Origin of the sequence: Janthinobacterium sp. NKUCC08_JDC (assembly GCF_019345575.1) — a bacterium.
GTDB lineage: Bacteria > Pseudomonadota > Gammaproteobacteria > Burkholderiales > Burkholderiaceae_D > Janthinobacterium > Janthinobacterium aestuarii.
Window position 1 is genome coordinate 42944 of sequence record NZ_JAHKQW010000021.1, and the last position, 20478, is coordinate 63421.

A 20478-nucleotide genomic window follows, 5' to 3' on the forward strand; every position below is an offset into this window, starting at 1 on the left:
ATGTTGAAACATGACGCAACGCGACCACCAATACGATATCCAGATCGGCGACGACGCATGGATCGAATTCATCGGTCTTGACGGCCGCTATGAGCAAGCCATCGACATCGATCCCTTGCTGGGGGAACTGTGGCCGCTGATCTGCCTGCTGGAAACCCATTGTGTCGCCGACTGCTGCGGCATGGATGCCTACGATTTCACACGCGAAGCCGTCAATACGGCGCTGCTGGAACTTGATCGGGCAGAACTGCATGCCGCCTGCGCGCAAGCCCACAGCGCCGTGGCAGCGGCCGCCAGCGATGTATTGCTGAGTAACACGATGAATCACTACGCGGATAAACGCGTGTTCCTGCAATTGCTCGAGCATCTGGACGAGTGCATCGTCGCGCAGGATGCCGCAGGGGCTTGACCTTGCCAAGGCGGGAAGGTCCACAGTGACGGCATTGAAGGATAAACGAGGAGAATCCCGCATGCCAAAAATCACCGTCCTGCCCCATCCCGAGCTGGCCCCGGAAGGCGCCGTCTTCGACGCGCCGGAAAACATGAGCATTTGCGACGCATTGCAGCTCAACAAAATAGACATCGAACACGCCTGCGGCCAGGTCGGCGCCTGTTCCACCTGCCACGTGGTCGTGGTGCAGGGTTTCGACTCGCTCAACGAGCTGGGCGACAATGAAGAAGACATGCTGGACCAGGCCTGGGGCTTGCAGCCCCACTCGCGCCTGTCGTGCCAGGCGCGCCTGGCGCAGGAAGACCTGACGGTCGAGCTGCCCCGGTACACGCTGAACCACGCCAAGGAATAGTCCCCGGCGCGGTTGCGCGACTGCCCTACGGGTTTACCACGGATTTACCACATGATCACACGCTGCTCGGGCGGCAGATACATCGGGTCGCCCGGCTTGATGCCGAACGCTTCATAGAAACCGGGCTGGTTCTTGACCGTGCCCTTGGCGCGGAATTCGCCCGGCGAATGCGGGTCGCTCTTGATCTGGGCGATGGCCGCTTCGGGACGCAATTTCGCGCGCCATTTCTGCGCAAAACCGATGTACAGGCGCTGTTCGCCCGTCAAGCCATCGATGACGGGCGACGGTTTGCCACCGAGCGAACGCTGGTAGGCCTTGTAGGTGATCGACAGGCCGGAATTGTCGCCGATGTTTTCGCCCAGGGTCAGTTCGCCATTGATGTGGTAGCCCGGCACCGGGCTGTAGGCGCCGTATTGCTTGACGAGGCCGGCGGCCAGCGCCTTGAAGGCGGCCCGGTCTTGCGCCGTCCACCAGTTGCGCAGACGACCCTTGGCGTCATATTGGCTGCCCGAATCGTCGAAGGCATGGCTGATCTCATGGCCAAAAGTGATGCCGAGCAAGCCGTAATTGACGGCGTCTTCCGCCTTCACGTTGAAAAATGGCGGCTGCAAAATCGCGGCCGGAATCGTGATGGCGTTGAGGGCCGGGCTGTAGCTGGCGTTGACGGTTTGCGGCGTCATCGACCATTCGTCGCGGTCGACCGGTTTGCCCAGCTTGGCCAGGTTTTGCTGGCGGCTCCACGCGCGCGCGGCGCGCACGTTGGCGATCAGGTCATTCGGCTGCGTCTTCATGCTGCTGTAGTCGCGCCAGGTATCGGGGTAGGCGATCTTCGGCTTCAAGGCTGCCAGCTTGAGCTGGGCTTCCTTCTTGGTTTCCGGGCCCATCCAGTCGAGCTGCTCGATGCCATCCTTGAACGAGGCGACGAAATTGTCGAACATGGCCATCACGCGGGGCCGGGTTTCCGGCGGCAGATACATTTCCACGTAGCGCTTGCCGACGGCGTCGCTGATGGCGTTATCCGTGAAGCGCAGCGCCAGCTGCCACTGCGGTTCGCTTTGCGGCACGCCGCGCAGCACCGTGCCGTCGAAGGCGAAGCGTTCCTTGACGGTCGCGCTGTCCAGGTAGGACGCATAGCTTTCGATGATGCGCCAGTTCAGATAGCTCTTCCACGATGCCAGCGGCACGGCGGCCACGGTCTCGGAAAAGCCTGTCATGAAGCTGGGCTGGCGCACGACGGCCGACGAGGCTTTCGGCGCCAGGCCGGCGGCCGTAAAGTAGGCGTTCCAGTCGAAGGCTGGCGCCAGCGCCGCGAATTTGTCGAAATCGACGCGGTTGTACGATTTGACGGGGTCGCGCATCTGCACGCGCGTCCACTGCACTGCCGCCAGGCGCGTCTCGATGTCGAGGATCTGCGCCGCATGTTCAGCAGCGGCCTTGTCGCCGCTCATGGCCAGCATGGTCTCGATATGCTTGAGGTATTTGGCGCGCACGGCTTGCAGCTTGGCGTCGTCATCCTTCAGATAGTAATCGCGGTCGGGCAAGCCCAGGCCGGACTGGCTGATGTTGACCGTGTACTGCTCGGGGTCTTGCGCATCGGGCGCCACATAAGCGGAAAACGGCGTGGCAACGCCATTGCCTTGCAGATAGGCGAGCAGCGCCGGCAAGTCTTTCTTGTCCTTGACGGCAGCCACGCGGGCCAGTTCGGCATGCAGGGGCTTGAAGCCGGCCGCATTGCGCGCCTTGTCGTTCATGAAGCTCGTGTACAGGTCGGCGATCTTGTGCGCCTCGCTGCCTGGCTTGCCGGGATTTTTCACGGTGGCGTCGATCAGTCCGCGCAACTGGCCCTGGGCGATTTCGCGCAATTCGATGTAGGTGCCCCAGACGGATTTGTCGGCCGGGATTTCCGTATTGCGGGTCCACACGCCGTTGACGTAGCCGTAGAAATCATCCCTGGGACTGACTGCCGGGTCCAGGGTTTTCAGGTCGATGCCGGAGACGGGTGCGGCGGGATTGGTGGCTTGGGCGTACAGCGAGGGCGAAGATAAGGCGAGCAAGGCGCAGCAGGCGGCGCTGATCAGTGAACGTTTCACGAAGATTCCTTTAATTGTTTTCACTTCATGTTGGGGAACATGCTTGTCCAGGCATGGGAGGCCGGATTATAGTCCGCCAGCCTGCCCCGCAACAATGACAGTTGAACAATTCCAGGTATCAGCGGATCAGGAGACCGAACAGGTCCACGGTCTTTTTACCCTGATTTTTCAGCAGATCGGCAAGCGAGCCCGGCGTTGGCCCGCCATCGCCGGCCGCATGATTGAAATAATTAAAATCGAGCTTGATCTTGTCTTCCAGGTCGCTCGCATAACTGGCTGGGTATTGCGATTGCTCCAGCTGGGGCAATGTATTGAAATGCCCCAGCACCGACTTGAAGAAATTGGTCATCTTGCCGGTGCTATTGTATTCCTGCATGGCTTGCGCCACGACTTGGGTGCGCCAGGCCTGTTCTTCATCGTATGCCTGCGTAAAGGCGGCACGCCGCTCGTTGATGGTAAAGGTCCCGCTGTCATCGTTCGAAATGGTGGACAATTGCTCGCGCGACAAGCCGGCAAAGGGATTCGGCCCCTTCCTGTCAACATAAGCGGTGGCGGCAGCGGCCGACTTTGCCGAGGCCGCGTCATTCGGTTGCGGCACCTGCCTGGCGGCGGCCGCCTTGTGTTCCGCGTCCAGCGGATAGAGAATCTCCGTCGTATTGTCCTTCACCCACACACCCAGCCCCGCATGATCGTAGCCCTGGACGGTGGCGCTGGTGGCTGTCGCGGCCTTCGACAGGCGCCCGGCCAGGGTGGAAATCACGACGTCGTCGGCCACGGCGCCAGCGCCAGCCGGTGCCCGGGTGGCCTGCGCCTGGTCCGACGATGTCTTGTCCGATGATGTCTTGTTGCCTTGCGCGACCGATAATGCCCCAGGCTGGATTCCCACCGTGCTGATATTCATCATCGCCCGCCCCAAGTTAAGTAAATGTTACTATAGCACAATAAATATCGGGTTATGTCACGGCGCTTTACGCAATGCTTCCTGTCGCGGCACATTCAAACCATTTGTTTTGTTGGAGCAGACTGATGCAGGAATTCAGATTCAATGTTTTCGGCACGCTGATTGGCATCCGGGGGATGCCGGGAGCATGGCGCGCATTCTATCTCGGCGCGGAAGGCAAGCGCCGGCCCGCCGATTTCATTATTCCCGACGATATTCAAGCCGATGCGCTGTGCGAATACCTGGCTGACCTGTTCCATGAAGAGGCGACGCCGCGCAATAACACAACGATACAGCTTAATGAAGGATCGCCGTGAATCGATGGACGCAATACCTGTTCGAGGAACATGACGAAAAAAAGCTGCGCAAGTGGTCGCGGCGCCTGAAGTTCTTCCGTTTTTTCAGGGCGCTTGGGGGACATGCCAATGACGGCGACTCACTGGATGTCGCCTTTGCCTACGTCGAACCCGCACAGCTCGACACATTCTTGGCGGGCCTGGGCATCAAGCTGGTGAAATTTGACGCACCGCCACCGCAGCCTTTACCTGGCGTCGCCTACCCCGGCGATGCATACTTGCAGTTTCCATCGCTGATTGATGGCACCTTGTGGCAACAGCCCGGGCGGTGTGACATCATGGGTATCGAGGTCTTCATCTGGTGCCATGCCGGGGTGCTGAAAATTTCTCTACATGATGGCTATGCGGTGTCAGAGCAGAATGTGCGCGACGCCGAGGCCATCGAAAAGCTGCTCGCCCGGGTGGTTCTTGAGCGGATAGAACCGCCTGCCGACAGCCTTCATTACATTTTCCCGTAACAGCATCCTGGTGCAATGCGCCCCTACTTCACCGGCTCGAACGTCACCGTCAATCCATTGCTGGTGGTCCTGAGCTGCGTGGGCACGAATTGCACGCCCGCATAGCGCAATTCGTCGGGTTTGAACGTGTAGATCGGGGTTTCATGCATGAGCTGGTCGGCCACCAGGCTGGCCACCTTGGCGAACTGGCGCTGCTGGGCTTCATCCATGCCGTCGATGGTCACCTTGTCCACGCTCGCTTCGCTCAGGTAGACGGCGTTGCGCTGGGCGTCCAGCACGAGGCGGCCCGACATGGCCAGACTGCCGCGCCAGGTCTGGCGGATGAACGGCGGCAGGACGCTGGCGTCCACGCTCAGGGCCACCCGTTCGCGCTCGGGCTGCAAGGACAATTGCGGGTGGGTCAGCTTGACGTCGAGCACGGACAGCACGCGCTTATCGATGGGAAAGCGGCGCTCCAGGCCTTGCTGCATCTTGCTCAGCGACACATTCACGTCGCGCGGGCCGATCAGGGTGGAACACGCGGCCAGCACAGTACAGGCAAAGGCGGCGATCGTGGCGGTTTTCAGCAAGGGACGTATGGAGGTCACGTTCATGGATGGTCTCGGAGGAAAGATGGCGCCATCTTACACATGCGCCCGCTTTCACGCAAAAAACGGCGCCCACCTTGCAGCGGGCACCGGTTCTTGTATTGGCCTTGTCAGCGGACGAACAGGGCGATCAGTATGACAATGGGCAATGGAATGCCCAGCAGCAGCAAGAGGATGGAACGCATGGAGGACTCCTTGATTTTATACAGTTTATAGAGACAGGGTTCAGATGGTGACGTGGCGCAGCACGCGCTCATGGTCGCGCTGGCGGCCGCCAAACGTTGCCGCCAGGCTGGCCACGAAAGCGCCGAGCAGCAAGGCAACGAACATCCACAGTGCCGTGTGGGCACCGGCCTTGCGGGCCGTGTCGGCCGCCTGCTGGGCACGCGCCTTGGCATCGGCGGCGGCCTTGGCTGCGCGGCCGTAGACGGCGTCGACCCGCGCTTCCGCTTCGGCCTGCGTCAAGCCCGTGCGGCTGGCCACGACCTGGCCCAGGTAGGCGCGGTCATCGGCGGCCAGGCTGCCTGCGGACAGGCTTGTCGCGAAGATCCTGCCGGTTTCCATGCGCTGGTCGGCCGTGCTGGCATTGGCCGTAGGTACCGCCAGGGTGCCGGTGGTGGCAGCAGCGGTGGCAGGCACGGCAGGTGCGCGCAGCAGCATGTCCGAGAAATAATCGAGCGGATTGGCGCCGCCGCCCTCGTCCGCCTTCGCACCAGCCGCACCCGCACCCGCCGCTGGGGACACCGCCGCCGCCACGCCGCTGCCCGCATCGATGGCGCCGCTCAGTACGGCGCGCGTGCCCCCGGCCATCACGGCCACGGTGATCAGGGTGGCCACAGCCCAGGCCAGCAAGCCGTGCGCCGTATCGCGGAAGTGCACTTCATCCGTGTGGATGGCACTCCATTTCACGCGCAACCGGCCCGCCATGTAGCCGCCGATGCCGGACGCGGCCAGTTGCATGAAGGCCAGCCAGGCGATGGTCGACACGCCGATGGCCGTCGCGTTGAACGACCATGGCGACACGGATGACAGACCCAGGCCCACGCCGAGGATCAGCAGGATGAAGGACAAGGCGGCCGCAGCGGCCGCGCCCGCCAGCACGGCGCCCCAGGAGACGCCCGGATTGTTCAGGTCCGACACGGACAATTGTGTAGCTTGCATGGAATACTCCCTTGGTTGTTGATTTTCTTAAGCCGTTCAGGCGGCAACGCCCGTCAACTGCTCCTTGCGCGCGGCCATTTCCTGGCCCAGCGCGTCGAGATCGACGGCCGTCTCGCGCACCTTCGGAAACATGTCGCCCTCCTCTTCCTTGACGTGGTGCTCGATCTGCTCGGACAGCACCTTGACCTTGGCGTCGTACAGGTCGTCGGCCGGGTCCATGGCGGCGATTTGCGCGATGAGCTCCTTGGCGCTCGCGTGCTCGACAAGGGCTTCATCCATCAGGTCGCCGTCGTGGATGGGGCGGCGCACGGCCGGGTAGAAGATTTCTTCTTCCAGTTGCGTGTGCACGGTGAGTTCCTGGCAGATCTGGTCGGCCAGCTTTTTCTTGGTGGCAAATGAGCGGTCGCTCAAGCCTTCATATTGGGCAAACAGGGCCTTCACGGCCTTATGGTCCTGCATCAATAGATTGATCGCGTTCATGGCGCCTCCTTGTTGTAGATGAGGCAAGGATGCGCCATGGCGGCGCCAGCGTATGTGCGACGCCTTACACAATCTTGATTTTTAATACACTCAACTATTCACCTGCGACTTGATGCCGTGATGGCCCATCAGGTCGTACAAGGTGGGCCGGCTCACGCCCAGCAGTTCGGCCGCCTTGGCGATATTGCCGTCGGCCCGCGCCAGCGCGCGCACCATCACCTTGTATTCGGCCCCGTCGCGGGCCTGGCGCAGGTTCAGCGGTTCATCCTGGGGCGTTGCCTGGGCGCTGGCGGGCAGGCCCAGGTCATCGGCGGCGATCTGCGGCCCGTCGCTCATGATGACGGCCCGCTTGATGCAGTTTTCCACTTCGCGCACATTGCCGGGCCAGCCGTAGCTTTCGATCAGCTGCAGCGCGCCGGTGCTGAAATGCAGGTTGCTGCGGCCTTCGCTGGCGCAGAACTTGTTCTTGAAATGGTGGGCCAGCAAGGCCGCGTCGCCGGCCCGCTCGCGCAGCGGCGGAATGCGCAGCACGATTTCGCTGAGGCGGTAAAACAGGTCTTCGCGGAAACGTCCCTCCTCCGCCAGCACTTTCAGGTCCTGGTGCGTGGCGCAGACGATGCGCACATCGACGGCGATCTCGGCGCGCCCGCCGACGCGCTCAATGACCCGCTCCTGCAGGAAGCGCAGCAGTTTCGCCTGCAGCGCCATCGGCATGTCGCCGATTTCATCGAGAAAGAAAGTGCCGCCGTGGGCCAGTTCGATCTTGCCCAGGGTTTGCCGCGCCGCGCCCGTAAACGCCCCCCGCTCATAGCCGAACAGCTCGCTCTCGAGCAGGTTTTCGGGGATGGCCGCGCAATTGATGGCAACGAAGCGTTGCGCATGGCGGCTCGACAGCGCGTGCAAGCCCCGCGCAATCAGTTCCTTGCCGCTGCCCGAGTCGCCGAGCAGCATCACGCTGGCCGACGAGGGCGCCACTTTTTCCACGCTGCGGCACAGCTTCAACATGCCCGGATCGCGGCTGACGATGCCGGCCAGCGGCGAGTCCGCCTGCGTCTGCAGCATGCGGCGGTTTTCCTGCTGCATCGCGTGCAGATAGAACGCGCGGGCGATGACCAGGCCCAGCATGTCGGCCTCGAACGGTTTCTGGTGAAAATCGTAGGCGCCCAGGGCGATGGCTTTCAAGGCATGCACGCGCTCCTGGTTGCCGGACAGGATGATGACTTTCGTGTCCGGCGCCAGCGCGAGGATTTGCCGCAGGGTGGCCAGGCCTTCCGTGGCGCCGTCCGGGTCGGGCGGCAAGCCCAGGTCCATCGTCACGACGGCCGGCTGGTGTCGCCGCACGAGCGCCAGCGCCGCCTCGCGCTCGCCCGCCAGCAAGACTTCATAGCCGTCAAAACTCCAGTGCAACTGCTTTTGCAGGCCGGGATCGTCTTCAATGACCAGCAGTTTTTGTTTCGCCATACGTATGCACTCCAGTCAACGGGTAGAGCAGCGGAAATCTGGGGTATGACCCGGCGGGTCAGACCCCGTGGCCGCGTGCAGCGGCAGGACCACGCGAAACGTCGTGCCCACCTGCGGCTCGCTGCGCACTTCCAGGCTGCCGCCCACTTCGCGCAGGTATTCGCGGCTTTCGAACACGCCGATACCCATGCCCGCCGTCTTGGTCGTGTCGAACGGTTTGAACAGGCGTTCGCGGATGAATTGCTCGCTCATGCCCTGCCCCGTATCGTCGAGCTCGACGACGGCCGTATGCTGTTCGCGCCGCAGCCGCACGGCCACCTTGCCATCGCTGGCCGTCGCTTCGATCGCGTTCTGGATCAAATGGCCCAGCACCCGTTCCAGGCGCGCGCGGTTGGCCAGCACCGTCAGCTCGCCATCGACGATTTCCAGCCGGGGCGCCGGCGCCAGGCTCGCCTTGGCGGCCACGGCCTGGCGCAGCAAGCCGTCGAGCAGCAGCGGCGCGGGCGCTTCCGGCGCTTCGCCGCGCGCCAGTTTCTGCAGCAAGGTCTTCATTTTCTGCACGGAATGGTCGAGAGTGCCCAGCATGTCTTCCTGGAAGGCGGGATTGGCGCGGTGCTTTTCCGCATTGCTCAGTAGCAGCGACAGCTGGAACACGAGGTTTTTGAGGTCGTGCACAATGAAAGTGGACATGCGGTTGAACGAGTCGAACTGGCGCGCCACCGTCAGGGTATCGAGCGATTCGCGGTGCGCCAGGTAGCTGGCGGCTTGGCTGCCGGCAATTTTCAGCACGTCGAGGATTTCCCAGTTCAAGCTGATGTGCGTGCGGGGCCGCGCCAGCGCGACAAAGGCGAACAGCTGGCCGTGCAGCATCAATGGCACCAGCAGCCACACGCCGGGCAGCGCCAGCAGCGCCGGCGGCAACTGCAAGCCGCCGTACTGGCGCGGATTGTGCTGGCAGTCGGGCACGTCGATCACCCATAGCCTTGCCTCCAAAAACTGGCACAAGGGACCAGATGCCGGCTCGCTCCACCTGCTCGGCGGCCAGTTCCAGCTGGCCGCCGGGGCAAACTGCCCCTGTTCGCGCAAGATCCACAGCGCGCCGGCGCGGCTTTCCACGAGCTGCGCCATCGCTTGTATCGTGCGTTCGCCCAGGGCCGGACCATCTTCGGACAAGGCCCGCGTAAATCTCAGCCATTCCTCGCGGTAATCGAAGATGGCATTGTAAAAATGTTTATTGATATACACCTTGAGCTTGGCGCGCAGGCTGCCGGAAAACAGCACGCCCGCCAGCAGCAAGGCCGCGCCGCCCAGGTATGCCATCTGCATCAGGGAACCCCAGGTGCCGCCGAAGTAGCGCAGATAATAGGCGCTGGCCGCCATGGCCAGCAAATAGATGGCCGAACCCAGCAAGGCAGCCGAGCGGTACAGCATCTGGCGCGAGACGGACAAGCCCAGCGCCCAGCCCGGATTGCGCGCGGCCGAGATGGCCAGCAGCGGCGCGCACAGAGCGTCAACAATGCCGCGCGCGGCCCAGATGTCATCGTTGACCGCGCGAAACAGCAAGGCGTCGCTGTACAGATAGAAATCATAGGCGAACAGCCCGCCTACGCCCAGGCACGCAAACTTGATGCCCCAGCGTTTCAGGGGCGGCGTGTTGCGGTACCACTGTTCCACCAACAACATGCCCAGCACGGCCAGCAGCAAACGGCAAACACTGGCGATGAGCCGCGCCGGCAAAGGCAGCGCCAGCCAGGATGAGGCCATGGAGAGCAGCCACGGCGCCAGCGCCGTGAGGACAATGCCCACCAGCACGAGGCGCAAACGGGGCCGCGACGGTTCGATCAGCAGCAGCAGGAACACCAGCCAGGCCAGGGTGCGCAGCAATTCGAGCGCGTCGCCGGCCAGCGCGATGCGCTGCCCCAGCAGTACCAGCACCACCGTGCCCGTCGCCCAGCCGCCCGTCGCCAGGCACGCCACCAGCAAGACGCGCACGTTCTGCCGCGCGCGCCAGTTGCTGATCAATAGCAGCGCCAGCACGAAGAAGGCCAGCGACGCCAGGCCATGGCTGAGAGCCGCCGCATCGGGCGCCGCCAGCCAGTCCGACTGGTCCCGCATCATCGGCTGCCCTTGCCAAACAGCACCACCTGCACCGTGTCGAGCAGGATCAGCAGGTCGAGGAACAGGCTATTGTTTTTCACATAATACAAATCGTATTGCAGCTTCTTGACGGCATCGTCGACGGAGGCGCCATACTGGTAACGCACCTGCGCCAGGCCCGTGATGCCCGGCTTGATGCTGTGACGAATGTTGTAGTACGGCACCTGCTCCTTCAGTTGCTCGACAAAATACGCGCGTTCGGGGCGTGGTCCCACAAAACTCATCTCGCCGCGAAACACATTGAGCATCTGCGGCAGCTCGTCGATACGCAGCTTGCGGATCAGATTGCCCACGCGCGTGATGCGCGCATCGTTGGCCAAGGCCCAGATGGGCGTGCCGTCGCGCTCGGCATCGCAGCGCATGCTGCGAAATTTCAGCACCTTGAACGGCTGGCCGTCGCGCCCCACCCGTTCTTGCTGATAGAACACGGGGCCGCCGTCTTCCAGGCGGATGCACAGGGCGGTCACCAGCATCACGGGCAGCGACGCCAGGCAGATGACGCCGCTGGCCGCCAGGTCGAACAAACGCTTCGACGTGGCGCGGAAAAAGCTCTGGTCGAAGCCGCCGCCATAGGTCAAATAGCTCGGTTGCAATGAATCGATGCGAATCTGGCACGCTTCGCGCTCGAAAAACGTGGCCGCGTCGATCACCTTGACGCCGCCCAGCGCACATTCAAGTAGTTGTTTGGCAGGAAACGCGCCATTGCGCCGGTCGCTGACGGACACGACGATTTCATGCGCGGCATGGCGCTGGGCCGTGGCCAGCAGGGACGGTCCGGTCGGCAGCAAGGCCGAGGCCGGCACGCAGCATTGCTCGCCCGCCACATCGATGCAGCCGACGACCGTAAACTGGTGGAATCCGATCTTGCTGGCCGCCAAATCCATGCATTCGCGCGCCAGTACCCCGCCACCCACCAGGATCAGCCGGCCTTTCATCAGCGCCGATTGCGAGGATTTGAATACCAGCAGGCGCGCCAGCAGCACACCGATGGCGCCCAGGCCGAAGATCAGCACGCTGCCGCGTCCGAAATGCAGGGCTGGAATAAAGCGTATCAACACGCTGAGCACGGCAAAACCGAGCGCGAACGAGGGCAGGATGCGTAATAACGTGTTGCGGATGTCTTCGCGCGAGCGGTGCTGGTACATGCCCAGCGCGCTCATGCTCAAGACAATGACCAGCGCAAAGATCGAGGACGACAGGTAGACCTCGCTCGCCCGCACCAAGTGGCTGCCATCCGCCAGCCACAGCAAGGACGTCAGGGTGGCCGACAGCAGCAGGATCAGGATTTCCAGCAACAGCAGGATAAACGCTGTTTTCGACACATAATGGCTGAAGATGCGGATCATGGTTCCCCCTGCGGCAAAAAGCATCAGGCCGCGCGCAAGGCGGCCCGCTGCTGGTCTTGCCATCATGGCGAACTGTTCCAAGAAGACATTGATGCGCCACAAGCTACAGCCCCGGCTATCTTTCGCTTGCAGAATTTATCTCAATACATTACCGAATGAGGGGAAATGGCATATAGTATGCTTCCCCTAAAAAAAGATAAATGTCATGAAATTTGATGTAGCGATTGTCGGCAGTGGCCTGGCGGGTTTATCGGTTGCACTGCATTTAGCTGAGACGCGCACCGTCGCGATCATTTCCAAACGCGCGCTGCTCGATGGCGCCAGCAACTGGGCGCAAGGCGGGATCGCGGCCGTGCTGGACTCGGGCGACAGCCACGAGCAGCACATCGAAGACACCCTGATCGCCGGCGGCGGCCTGTGCGACGAGAGCGCCACGCGCTACATCGTCGAGCACGGCCGTGAAGCCATCGAATGGCTGATCGAGCAAGGCGTGCCGTTTACGCGCGACGCCACGGCCGAACTGGGTTTCCACCTGACCCGCGAAGGCGGACACAGCCAACGCCGCATCATCCACGCGGCCGACGCCACCGGCCACGCCGTGCAAGTGACCCTGGAAGAAAAGGTCCGCGCCCACCCGAACATCAGCCTGTTCGAACACCATTGCGCCATCGACCTGATCACCTCCGACAAGCTGGGCATGAAGCCGACCCAGCGCAACGCGCAACCGCATTGCCACGGCCTGTACGTACAGGATGAGCAAACCGGTAAAGTACTGACGTTTGCCGCCGAGCACACCGTGCTGGCCACGGGCGGCGCCGGCAAAGTCTACTTATATACAACGAATCCTGACACGGCCAGCGGCGACGGCATCGCCATGGCCTGGCGCGCCGGCTGCCGCGTGTCGAACATGGAATTCATCCAGTTCCACCCGACTTGCTTGTACCACCCGTATGCCAAATCGTTCCTGATCACCGAAGCCATCCGTGGCGAAGGCGGCTTGCTGAAACTGCCGCCTGAAGCGGGTGCGGCCGCTGGCACGCGCTTCATGCTGGCCCACGACGAGCGGGCCGAACTGGCGCCGCGCGACGTGGTGGCGCGCGCCATCGACTTCGAGATCAAGAAACGCGGCCTCGATTACGTGCACCTGGACATCAGCCACAAGCCGGCCGAATTCCTCATTGAACACTTCCCGACCATCTACGCGCGCTGTCTGGAACTGGGCATCGACATCACCAAGCAGCCTATCCCCATCGTACCGGCCGCCCACTACACATGCGGCGGCGTCGTGACGGACCTGGCAGGGCGCGCCGACTTGCCGGGCCTGTACGCGGTCGGCGAGACGGCATGCACGGGCCTGCATGGCGCAAACCGCCTGGCGTCGAACTCTTTGCTGGAATGCATCGTCATCGGCCGCGCTTGCGCACAAGACATCGAAAGCAAGGAAAAGCTGGGCACGCCGTATCTGCCCGACTGGGATGAAAGCCGGGTCACGGATGCGGACGAGGAAGTGGTGATTTCCCACAACTGGGACGAGCTGCGCCGCTTCATGTGGAATTACGTGGGCATCGTGCGCACGACGAAACGCCTGGAACGGGCCCAGCATCGCATCGCGCTCTTGAAGGAAGAGATCGACGAGTACTACCGCAACTTCCGCATCACGCACGATTTGCTGGAATTGCGCAACCTCGTCGACGTGGCCTCGATGATCGTCAACAGCGCCCTGTCCCGCCGAGAAAGCCGCGGCCTGCACTTCAGCCGCGATTATCCTGAGACCTTGCCGAAGGCGATCGCCAGCGTGCTGACGCCGCCGCACCGGTAATGTTACGCCTCAGTCCTAGACTATTTGTAAGCCGATAGCATCACCGAACCCTCAGGCAAAGAGCCGGGGTCAGACCCGACGGGTCTGACCCCAGTCCTTGTCTTGGGTTAATTGACGTGCCTCACTGCTCCGGCATCTCAAATTCAATTCCATCCTCCGTGTACGACATCTTCGCGGACGCCCCCGTGCACTCCCCCTGCGGCTCATCCGCCACATAACGGCACTCGCTTTCCACACTACCGTCAGCACGCCAGTGCCGCGTCCAGCCCTGGCGCTCGCCATCGATATACTCGATCAGCTGCCGCGGCTTGCCATCGGCATACCAGGAACGCAATGCGCCCTCCTCGCGCCCGCCTGCATTCCACTGCTTGTCCACCATCAATACGCCAGCCCGGCTGAAACGCTGTTCGCTGCGCAATACGAAGTGGCCGCTGTGCGTGCGCTTGCTGGCCACTTTGCCATCCGGATAATATTCGACGCTGTCGCCCACGGGCTTGTCATCCACGTACTGCGTTGTACGCTGCACCTTGCCATCCGGGAAGTAGCCGGTGCTCGGTCCTGACTGGATGCCGTTCTCGTACCGGCTGCGGCTTTCCACCGTGCCATCCGGATAGAACAGCAGCAGCTCGCCCTCCGTCTGGCCCTTGACCTGGGTCATGCGCGTGCGCAGCTTGCCGTCTTTATCAAAAGACCCCACCACGCCATCGGCGCGGGCGCCGTTCACGTACTGGCTGGCCTCGTTCAGCTTACCCGTATCGTGGTAGGTCCGCTGTTCGCCTTCCTGCACGCCATTGCGCCACGTGTTGCGCATGGAAATCTGGCCGTCAGGACGATACAGGGTCTGCACACCTTCCTGCACGCCGCGGCCATCCTGCTCCACCTGCATCTCGACCTGGCCATGCGGGTAGTACATGCTGTAGTTGCCCACCAGCTTGCCGCGCAGGTAATCGGGATCGTTGACCTGGCCAATCAGCCGCTTCGGCTCGCCTTCGCGCACGTGATAGATCTCGACTTGCCAGGTGGCGCGCGTCTTGCCTGGCGGTAGCGGCACGACCAGCGCATAGCGCGCATGTTCCTTGACTTCGCCGCGCGTCAGATTGTGATTCAGGTACAGGCGCGCCTTGCCATCGGCACAGGCTTGCGGCTCGCAGCCGCCCAGCTTGCCGACATCGGGCATGCCAAGCGCCCCCACATTACCTGGCGCAGGGCAGAATTTGATACGCATCAACAACGGCGTCCTGTCGCGTATCAGCTTGGCCAATTGCTGCTTCATGGCGGCGTATTGCTGCGCGTCCAGGCCCACGGACACGGCATCCATCAGCACCTGCCTGCCGCCGCAGCCGCTGTCGCTGGCGAGGGTCAGCACATCGCCGTCGGGCGTCGCCTTGATGGCGCTGACTACTTGCCGCTGTTCGATCTCGGCGTGGGCCAGCACCGGCCACAGCAGCGTTGCCAGCAGCACATGCTTCACAAGGCGCGCCATGCTTGCTCCTTGCGCTGCAGTTCCGGCGCTGGCGGCGCTTCGCCGCAGCCGCCCTGGGCCTTGCCGGCCACGTACTGGCATTCGCCCTTCAAACTGCCATCCTCGTGCCAGCTGCGGCTCCAGCCGTCGCGCCGGTCGTTCACGTAGTCGATGGCTTGTTCCGGCTTGCCGTTCTCGTACCACGAGCGCGACGTGCCCTGTTCGCGCAGTTGTGCATCCCATTTCCGTTCCAGCACCAGCACGCCCTGAGGGCTGTAGCGCTGGATACTGAGCAGCCCGCCCTTGTCTCCATATTGCTGGCGGCTTTTCACCTTGCCGTCCGCATAGAATTCCATTGCCTCGCCCGTGGGCAAGTCGTTAACCTGCGTCATCCTGGCTTGCACGGCGCCATTTGGGTAGTAATTCGTGCTCACGCCATTGAACTTGCCGTGTTGCATTTCCGCGCGGCTGGAGATTTTTCCATCAGAAAAGTATGTGAGCATCTCGCCTTCCATCTTGCCACCGCGCAAAGTGTAGCTGCTACTCAGCTTGCCATTTTCATCAAACGTCTGCACTGGCCCGTCGAGCTGCTTGCCGTCGCGGTAGATGCTCGTTTCACTCAACTTGCCGGTAGCGTGATAGCGTTGATGCTCGCCTTCTGGCAAGCCATGGCGCCAGTCACCGCGCAGCTCCAGCGTGCCATCGGGAAAATACTTGCTGCCGATGCCATGCTGACGGCCCTGCCCATCCTGCGCCACCTGTTTCTCGATCTTGCCATTCGGGTAATACGTGACATAGCCGCCCACCAGCTCGCCCTGCGCATAATCGGCGCGGTTGACCTGGCCCGACAGGCGCAGCTTGTGGCCGGCCACGCTGTAAATGTCCACCTTCCACGTACCCGGCAGCTTGCCTTTCGGCAAAGGCAACAGCAACACGTTTGGCGCCTTTTCCTGCTCGATGGGGTAGAAACGCTCGTGCAAGTACAACCGCGCCCGGCCGTCGGTGCAGGCCGCTGGCGTGCAGGCGGCGATCTGGCGCACGATGGGCACGCTCGCATCGTCCGGGCATTTTTTCAGGGTAACGAGCATGGGCGTCTTGCTGCGGATCTGCTTGGCCAGCCCGGCTTTCAGCGCCTCGTACGGCGCCTCGTCCAGGTTCACCGAGCGCGCATCCATGCGTATCTGCTTGCCGCCGCAGGCCGTCGTGCCCGCTATAGTGAACACATCGCCGCCTTCGCTATCTGGTTCGGCCGCCATGGCCGTCACTACCAGGCGCTGCACGATGTCCGCCTGCGCCATGCCTGAGGCCAGCAAGGATGCGCCCAGCACGGCGCATATCGTCTTCATTTTCATGCTATTCCTTTAATTATCCGCCGTGACGGCCACACCGCCCGGCTCGAAGCTGACCCGGCCATCGCGGTAGCGCACGAGCACCACCACCTTGGCATCCTGCAATTGACCGTGCTGCACGGCCGGCAAATAGGTCCAGCGCTTGACGCTGTCGAGCAGCACCTTGTTGAGCATCGACTCCATCGGCAACTCGGCCGCCGCATAGCTCAGGGTGCCGTCGGCCGCGATGGTCAGGGTCAGGCGGTTTTCACCCGTTGCGTGCTTTTCGTCCAGCACGCCATACGCAACCGTCGTCATCGTGTCGCGCTGCACGCCGCCGACCTGGTCGCGCAAGGGCGGCATGGCCTTGAGTTTGGCTGCCAGCGAGGCGCCCTCGGCCAGCACCTTGTCCCAGCGTTTCTGGTAGGCGCCGGGCTGGGCCAGGCGCAGCACCTTGGCGGCCAGGTCCATGCGCTGCGCCATGCGCGCGACGCCATTGTCGGCCGGCTGACCCGGCTCGGCCGGCAAGGCATGCTCCACAGCGTAGCGGTAAGCCGTCAGGTGCGCCAGCGCCACCAGGTTCACGGCATCGCGCTCGTCGCCGCCGCGCAGCAGCGCCGCAGCGGCGATGCCCAGCCAGGCCGTGCCATCCGTCGGGTGCGCCCACACGGCTTGCTCGAAGTACTGGCGCGCCGCCTGGGGTTCATTCAGGCTCAGGTGCATGCGGCCCATGGCCGCCGCCACCAGATGGTCGCGCGGGTTCGCTTGCAGCAGATCAAGATAGGTAGCGACCAGCGCCGGTTCATAGCCGGGCACCCAGCCCAGGCCCTCCAGCAACGACGCGCGCAGCCGCGCCTGCGTACGGTCGCCGCTGTAGCTGGTCGACTTTTTCTCCCCGGAACGATACAACAGCTGCAAGCCCCGCGTGACGGCGTCATCGTCGCCCTTGCTGATCGCTTGCGACAGGCTGCGCACGGCCTTGCGCGCATCGGACGGCTGGAAACCGGCCGCCTTGGGCGAGCGCCAGCGAAACACTTCCAGTCCTGCCGCCTGGTCCGCTTGCGCCTGCAGGCTGGCCTTGTCCGTCACTTCATCGGACGACGAGGTCCAGGCCGTAAAGCCGATCAGAAACAGCACGATCAGCAGCACCACCACGGCCCAGCCCTTGCCGGAAATGCCAACCGCCTTGACCTGCGCACCGCCTGCAGGCAGCCGCACGGGCGCCTGCCCCGGCGCCGTATGGTGCGCGCCGCGCGCGCTGCGCTGCTGCGGCTGGGACTGCGCCAGTATCTGCTGCTGGGCAAGCACGGACGCCTGCCCGGCCGCGGCGATGACCTTGCCGCGCGCGCACGCCGCGCAGCCGAGGCCTGCGAAATGCTGGTGCTCGGGATTCGCGCCACACACGACGAGCTTGCCGTCGCTGCGCTGCGCATAGCCGCGCAGCAGCTGCGCCCAGTCGGCCGCCGATGGCCGTTGCGGTGTTGGCGACTGGGAAAACGCGCGGTCGAACATGGCGCGCAGCTCGGGCGGCATCAGCGCGTGGCCGCTGGTGGCGTTCGGCGCCAGCTGCTTGTGGCGTTTGACGCCATACGCATAGCAGCCGTCGCGGATGCGCCCGGGAATATCGGTCGCCACTTGCGCATTGCCGGGCCGCCCGCTGTACGGGTGGATGCCAAAGTTGAGCAATTGGAAGATGACGACGGCCAGCGCAAAACGGTCTTGCGCCATTTCCGTGCCCGCCGGCATGCCCTTGCGCTGGAATTCCGGCGCCAGGTAGTCGGCCGTGAATTGCTCCGCAGGAAACCGCTCGGCATGGCCCTGGATACTGAAACCGTCGCAATCGAGCATGGCGATGTACAGCGAATCGCGGTAAAAGCGCAGATTCACGGGTTTCAGATCGACCACATAATGCTGCTGCTGGTGCAGCGCATCGATGACGGCGGCCAGGTTGGCGGCCAGGGTCAACTTGGGACCGAGTCCCGTGGGCAATCCTGCCGCGCGCGCTTGCCGCTCCTGCATGATCTGCTCCAGCTCGGCCGTCTGCGCCATGTCCAGCAAGGGCATGACGAAACCGGCGAAGCCGCCCTGGCCGTCGAACACGGCCGCTTGCGGCCAGGCGATCTGCACGTAGCGCTTGCCGTTTTCCAACTGATCGGGCAGTTTGGGCGTCAGTTCCAGCATCGCTTCAAGCTTGCGCCGGTTGGCGGCCCGGTCCAGGTGCGGGTGGTACAGCTTGGCCACCTGCGTGGGCGCGCCCGGCAGCAGATACACGCTGCCCGCGCCGCCGCTCTTGATGAGTTTGCCCAAGACAAGGCTACGGACTTTGTCGAGCCAGATTTTTCCACCCGGACTCAGGCCCGGTGTCACACCCTGCTTCCGGCTCATGCGCGCAAGGCCAGCAACAGGGTCTTGTCGTCGCCCGTGATCTGGTGCGTGCGCGGGTCGGCCAGGGTGGACGCCAGCGCCGTATTGCCCAGTTCGATGCTCTCGACCGTGCGCAGATAGCCTTGCACGGCATCCATGAACGGCGCGTACAAGGCCGCATTGTTCTTGCTCATGGCAAAGGGCATGCAACCGTCCGACATCAGCACGACGCCGCGCACGGACTGGGGTATCGGCAGCAGGCGCAGCTGTTCGCGCCAGCGCTCGCCGCTGATAAAGTATGTTTCGTTCGCGTATTCGCCGTTGGCGGGCAGCGAGATCAGTTCGCCGCCATCGCCCAGTTGCGCCACGCCCAGGCCATCGCCCAGGTGGAAGAAGAAGCCGGTATCTTGCCCCATGACCACGCCGACAACTGTGGCAGCGTAATCGTCGAGAGTGGCGTTGGCGGCGCGGGCGATATCGTCCAGCGCGGCGCGGATCTGCGCCAGGGTGCCTGCCAACGCGCCGTCATGTAAATCCTGCACGGTGGCGCCCTGCTCCAGCCGTCCGGCCAGCGCCTGCACGGTTTGCGCGGAAACAAACTGTGCGCCCTGCTCGCTGAGCCTGGCCGAACCGGCGCCATCGCAGACGATGGCCACCAGGACGTCGCCCACGACGGCGTGCGCATGCGCATCCTGGCAAGGGATGTCTTTATCCAAATGCGCCTTGCCCGTGACGGAGGCGCCAAAAACGCGCCAGGAATCCTGTGTTGCTTGCACTGCTGCCATCGATCAGGTGCTCACGACAGACCAGCCGTCCGTCGAGGCCAGTTGCGCCTGCGCGCCGGGACGCGATTGCGACACCACCTGCATGCTGGCGCTCAGCCACAGGAACAGTTCGCGGAACTGCAAGCCCTTCAGCTGCTTCACGCCGCGTTCGCCACGACTGGAAAACTGCCCCAGGGAATCGATGTTCGCGTTGTCGCCCACGGCGATGGGGAAGATCGCCACTTTATTGGCCTGCTCGGCCGCGCGCGCCTGCTCGGCGCCGTGCTGCCAGCGGTCCGTCGGTTCGCCGTCCGACATCAAAAACAGCCACGGCCGCGTGTACGCCACGCCCGCCTGGCGGAAGCGCTGCTTTTCCTGCTCGATCTCGGCCAAGGCCAGCTCGACGGCCGCGCCGGTCGGCGTGGTGCCGTTCGCTTCAAGCCGGGGCGCCGTGAAATCCATGGCATCGCACCAGTTGCTGGCCACCACGGCTTCATCGTGGGCGCCATATTGAATCACGAGGATGCGCACGCGTTTGGCGGCGATCACGTCGGACTTGAGTTCCTGTTCCAGCAAGGCCAGACCTTCGTTCAGCAGGGCGACGGGCTCGCCATCCATGCTGCCGGAGCAGTCCAGCACGAGCACCAGCGGTGTGCGTTGTTCGGTATTGTCGACCAGGGCGACGTCGGGAATCATTATTGAACTCATGGGCTATCGGCAAATGTGAAATCGGTCATAGTGCGAATCTTACATCATGGACGTGTTTTGCCCGTGCAAGTTTCCTACAGAACACTATCCCACCATATTATTGCAAACCATTGCAGCACTGATGTCTTTGTACTATCTTGATAGTTGCCCAGGCCAGATGGCGGCGGCCAGCCCCTCCTCACAAAGGAGGGGCT

General features: G+C 63.1%; 18 protein-coding genes. 5 read left to right on the forward strand and 13 right to left on the reverse strand.

Annotation, left to right across the window (positions count from 1 at the left end; translation table 11 throughout):
* Window positions 1–10 precede the first annotated feature (10 nt).
* Together KO538_RS27840 and fdx are read left to right on the forward strand one after the other, a co-directional pair.
* Window positions 11–409: a DUF6331 family protein gene (locus KO538_RS27840; protein ID WP_219330292.1), complete on the forward strand. Its 399-nt coding sequence runs from the start codon at window positions 11–13 to the stop codon at window positions 407–409.
* A gap of 61 nt (window positions 410–470) precedes the next feature.
* Window positions 471–803 (forward strand): ISC system 2Fe-2S type ferredoxin, encoded by a 333-nt coding sequence (gene fdx, locus KO538_RS27845; RefSeq protein ID WP_070301798.1) that lies wholly within the window; start codon window positions 471–473, stop codon window positions 801–803.
* A 44-nt stretch (window positions 804–847) separates the two neighbouring features.
* Here the strand turns inward: fdx and KO538_RS27850 are convergent, their stop codons facing one another.
* Window positions 848–2893 (reverse strand): M13 family metallopeptidase, encoded by a 2046-nt coding sequence (locus KO538_RS27850; protein WP_219330293.1) that lies wholly within the window; start codon window positions 2891–2893, stop codon window positions 848–850.
* 118 nt (window positions 2894–3011) lie between these two features.
* Window positions 3012–3797, reverse strand: a complete 786-nt coding sequence (locus tag KO538_RS27855) for a hypothetical protein (protein ID WP_219330294.1) — start codon at window positions 3795–3797, stop codon at window positions 3012–3014.
* A 122-nt stretch (window positions 3798–3919) separates the two neighbouring features.
* On the opposite strand from KO538_RS27855, the gene KO538_RS27860 reads away from it, so the two are divergent.
* On the forward strand, window positions 3920–4150 hold the full coding sequence (locus tag KO538_RS27860) for a hypothetical protein (protein WP_034748505.1): 231 nt from the start codon (window positions 3920–3922) through the stop codon (window positions 4148–4150).
* A complete protein-coding gene (locus tag KO538_RS27865) occupies window positions 4147–4647 on the forward strand; it encodes a hypothetical protein (protein WP_070301809.1) in 501 nt (166 codons plus the stop codon). Before KO538_RS27860 ends, KO538_RS27865 begins: the two co-directional genes overlap by 4 nt.
* 23 nt (window positions 4648–4670) lie before the next feature.
* On the opposite strand, the gene KO538_RS27870 is transcribed toward KO538_RS27865, so the two are convergent.
* From KO538_RS27870 to KO538_RS27895, 6 genes are all read right to left on the reverse strand, one after another.
* A complete protein-coding gene (locus tag KO538_RS27870; protein ID WP_070301811.1) occupies window positions 4671–5240 on the reverse strand; it encodes a DUF1439 domain-containing protein in 570 nt (189 codons plus the stop codon).
* A gap of 219 nt (window positions 5241–5459) precedes the next feature.
* Window positions 5460–6395 carry a hypothetical protein gene (locus KO538_RS27875; protein ID WP_070301813.1) on the reverse strand — a complete coding sequence of 312 codons (936 nt, stop codon included), beginning with the start codon at window positions 6393–6395 and terminating at the stop codon, window positions 5460–5462.
* Window positions 6396–6431: 36 nt separating this feature from the next.
* Complete coding sequence (locus KO538_RS27880; protein WP_034748516.1) at window positions 6432–6875, reverse strand: hemerythrin domain-containing protein; 444 nt, start codon at window positions 6873–6875, stop codon at window positions 6432–6434.
* A 90-nt stretch (window positions 6876–6965) separates the two neighbouring features.
* The gene (gene prsR, locus KO538_RS27885) at window positions 6966–8336 is read right to left on the reverse strand and encodes a PEP-CTERM-box response regulator transcription factor (RefSeq protein ID WP_219330295.1); all 1371 of its coding nucleotides are present in this window, start codon (window positions 8334–8336) and stop codon (window positions 6966–6968) included.
* Window positions 8337–8351: 15 nt separating this feature from the next.
* Window positions 8352–10454 (reverse strand): XrtA/PEP-CTERM system histidine kinase PrsK, encoded by a 2103-nt coding sequence (prsK, locus tag KO538_RS27890; RefSeq protein ID WP_219330296.1) that lies wholly within the window; start codon window positions 10452–10454, stop codon window positions 8352–8354.
* Window positions 10451–11839 (reverse strand): TIGR03013 family XrtA/PEP-CTERM system glycosyltransferase, encoded by a 1389-nt coding sequence (locus KO538_RS27895; protein WP_219330297.1) that lies wholly within the window; start codon window positions 11837–11839, stop codon window positions 10451–10453. The genes prsK and KO538_RS27895 overlap by 4 nt, the downstream gene beginning before the upstream one ends.
* A 205-nt stretch (window positions 11840–12044) precedes the next feature.
* Between KO538_RS27895 and nadB the strand changes: the two genes are divergently transcribed.
* On the forward strand, window positions 12045–13658 hold the full coding sequence (nadB, locus tag KO538_RS27900; RefSeq protein ID WP_219330298.1) for an L-aspartate oxidase: 1614 nt from the start codon (window positions 12045–12047) through the stop codon (window positions 13656–13658).
* Window positions 13659–13779: 121 nt separating this feature from the next.
* On the opposite strand, the gene KO538_RS27905 is transcribed toward nadB, so the two are convergent.
* The 5 genes from KO538_RS27905 to KO538_RS27925 form a co-directional block, all read right to left on the reverse strand.
* Window positions 13780–15141 carry a toxin-antitoxin system YwqK family antitoxin gene (locus KO538_RS27905; protein WP_219330299.1) on the reverse strand — a complete coding sequence of 454 codons (1362 nt, stop codon included), beginning with the start codon at window positions 15139–15141 and terminating at the stop codon, window positions 13780–13782.
* A complete protein-coding gene (locus KO538_RS27910; RefSeq protein ID WP_219330300.1) occupies window positions 15126–16466 on the reverse strand; it encodes a toxin-antitoxin system YwqK family antitoxin in 1341 nt (446 codons plus the stop codon). Before KO538_RS27910 ends, KO538_RS27905 begins: the two co-directional genes overlap by 16 nt.
* 15 nt (window positions 16467–16481) lie before the next feature.
* Window positions 16482–18755: a hypothetical protein gene (locus KO538_RS27915; RefSeq protein ID WP_219330301.1), complete on the reverse strand. Its 2274-nt coding sequence runs from the start codon at window positions 18753–18755 to the stop codon at window positions 16482–16484.
* 74 nt (window positions 18756–18829) lie between these two features.
* Window positions 18830–19597 (reverse strand): PP2C family serine/threonine-protein phosphatase, encoded by a 768-nt coding sequence (locus KO538_RS27920; RefSeq protein ID WP_072453724.1) that lies wholly within the window; start codon window positions 19595–19597, stop codon window positions 18830–18832.
* Between the two features lie 3 nt (window positions 19598–19600).
* Window positions 19601–20284: a VWA domain-containing protein gene (locus KO538_RS27925; protein ID WP_072453725.1), complete on the reverse strand. Its 684-nt coding sequence runs from the start codon at window positions 20282–20284 to the stop codon at window positions 19601–19603.
* Window positions 20285–20478 lie beyond the last annotated feature (194 nt).

Coding starts and splice junctions, on each gene's coding strand:
- KO538_RS27840 (WP_219330292.1), top strand. CDS start 11: ATGACGCAACGCGACCACCAATACGATATCCAGATCGGCGACGACGCA.
- fdx (WP_070301798.1), top strand. CDS start 471: ATGCCAAAAATCACCGTCCTGCCCCATCCCGAGCTGGCCCCGGAAGGC.
- KO538_RS27855 (WP_219330294.1), bottom strand. CDS start 3,797: ATGATGAATATCAGCACGGTGGGAATCCAGCCTGGGGCATTATCGGTC.
- KO538_RS27860 (WP_034748505.1), top strand. CDS start 3,920: ATGCAGGAATTCAGATTCAATGTTTTCGGCACGCTGATTGGCATCCGG.
- KO538_RS27870 (WP_070301811.1), bottom strand. CDS start 5,240: ATGAACGTGACCTCCATACGTCCCTTGCTGAAAACCGCCACGATCGCC.
- KO538_RS27875 (WP_070301813.1), bottom strand. CDS start 6,395: ATGCAAGCTACACAATTGTCCGTGTCGGACCTGAACAATCCGGGCGTC.
- KO538_RS27880 (WP_034748516.1), bottom strand. CDS start 6,875: ATGAACGCGATCAATCTATTGATGCAGGACCATAAGGCCGTGAAGGCC.
- prsR (WP_219330295.1), bottom strand. CDS start 8,336: ATGGCGAAACAAAAACTGCTGGTCATTGAAGACGATCCCGGCCTGCAA.
- prsK (WP_219330296.1), bottom strand. CDS start 10,454: ATGATGCGGGACCAGTCGGACTGGCTGGCGGCGCCCGATGCGGCGGCT.
- KO538_RS27895 (WP_219330297.1), bottom strand. CDS start 11,839: ATGATCCGCATCTTCAGCCATTATGTGTCGAAAACAGCGTTTATCCTG.
- nadB (WP_219330298.1), top strand. CDS start 12,045: ATGAAATTTGATGTAGCGATTGTCGGCAGTGGCCTGGCGGGTTTATCG.
- KO538_RS27905 (WP_219330299.1), bottom strand. CDS start 15,141: ATGGCGCGCCTTGTGAAGCATGTGCTGCTGGCAACGCTGCTGTGGCCG.
- KO538_RS27910 (WP_219330300.1), bottom strand. CDS start 16,466: ATGAAGACGATATGCGCCGTGCTGGGCGCATCCTTGCTGGCCTCAGGC.
- KO538_RS27920 (WP_072453724.1), bottom strand. CDS start 19,597: ATGGCAGCAGTGCAAGCAACACAGGATTCCTGGCGCGTTTTTGGCGCC.
- KO538_RS27925 (WP_072453725.1), bottom strand. CDS start 20,284: ATGAGTTCAATAATGATTCCCGACGTCGCCCTGGTCGACAATACCGAA.